Here is a 1,068-nt window from a genome sequence, read left to right on the forward strand (position 1 = left end):
CTTCCTCCCCGGCACCGAGCAGGCCACCGGCGAGGCCGAGACGGCGCTCGAGGACGCCGACCGCAACACCATGCCTCTGCGCCTGCTGTCCCGCGTCGTGGCACCCACCCTCGCCGTCGTATCGGTACTGCTGCTCTGGCGAGGGCACAACGAGCCCGGCGGAGGATTCATCGCCGCTCTCGTCGCCTCCTGCGCGTTCGCGCTCTACTACCTGTCCCGCGAGTCGGACTCCCCGGTGAGCAAGCCGTCCACCCCGGTCAAGTTCATCGGCGGCGGGCTCATCCTCGCCGGCCTCACCGGGGTCGGCGGCTACGCGTTGGGCGCGTTCCTCGAGCCCGCGCACTGGTACATCCTCGGCCAGCACATCAGCAGCGCACTGTTCTTCGACCTCGGGGTCTTTTTCGGCGTGCTGGGCCTGGTCATGACCGCGTTCAACACCCTCGGCGCGGAGGGCACCGCCGTCGACGCGGTCCCCGGAACCGACAAGACCGCGGAGGCGAGCCGATGACCCTGGCGATCATGATCGGTGTCCTCACCGGCGGGGGCGTCTACCTGATGATTCAGCGCGGGATGGTGCGCGTCGTGTTCGGCCTCGGCCTGTTCAGTCACGCCGTCAACCTGATGCTGCTCTCGTCCGGGGTGTCCGCGTGGCGAAGCGAACCGTTGGCGGACGTCAACAGCAGCGACATCTCCGCCGACCCACTCCCCCAGGCGTTCGTGCTCACCGCCATTGTCATCACCATGGCGGTCACCGTGTTCATGCTGTCGCTCGCCGTGGTGGGGAGCGACGACGACACCCACGACGTCCCGGACACCGGCGACGAGGCCTTCACCACCACCGGACGGGAGGGCGCCGCGTGATCGCTCTGCTCCTGCCGCTGCTGGCCGCCGTCCCGGTCATGGCCGCGGCGCTCGCCGCGATGATGCCGTGGCGGATCATCGGCCGCTTGCTGGCGCTGGCCGTCCCCGTCATCACCGCCTTGTCGGGCATCGGCCTGCTCGTGCACCACCACGCCGAGCCCGTGGTGGCCGCCCAGGTGGGCGCGTTCGTCCCCGGAGTGGCCATCC

2 protein-coding genes and 1 pseudogene are annotated in these 1,068 nt (G+C 70.0%); all 3 read left to right on the plus strand.

Annotation, left to right across the window (positions count from 1 at the left end; all coding sequences use genetic code 11):
• A partial coding sequence (locus tag ACWIE7_RS19440; protein WP_454070371.1) for an MnhB domain-containing protein occupies positions 1-508 on the plus strand: 508 nt, incomplete at its 5' end.
• Positions 505-861, plus strand: coding sequence for a sodium:proton antiporter (locus ACWIE7_RS19445; protein WP_454070372.1), 357 nt, complete (start codon positions 505-507; stop codon positions 859-861). The genes ACWIE7_RS19440 and ACWIE7_RS19445, both read left to right, overlap by 4 nt.
• Positions 858-1,068: pseudogene (locus ACWIE7_RS19450) on the plus strand (monovalent cation/H+ antiporter subunit D family protein); the annotation flags it as partial. The gene ACWIE7_RS19445 and the pseudogene ACWIE7_RS19450, both read left to right, overlap by 4 nt.

The organism is Dietzia sp. NPDC055343 (genome assembly GCF_053645265.1).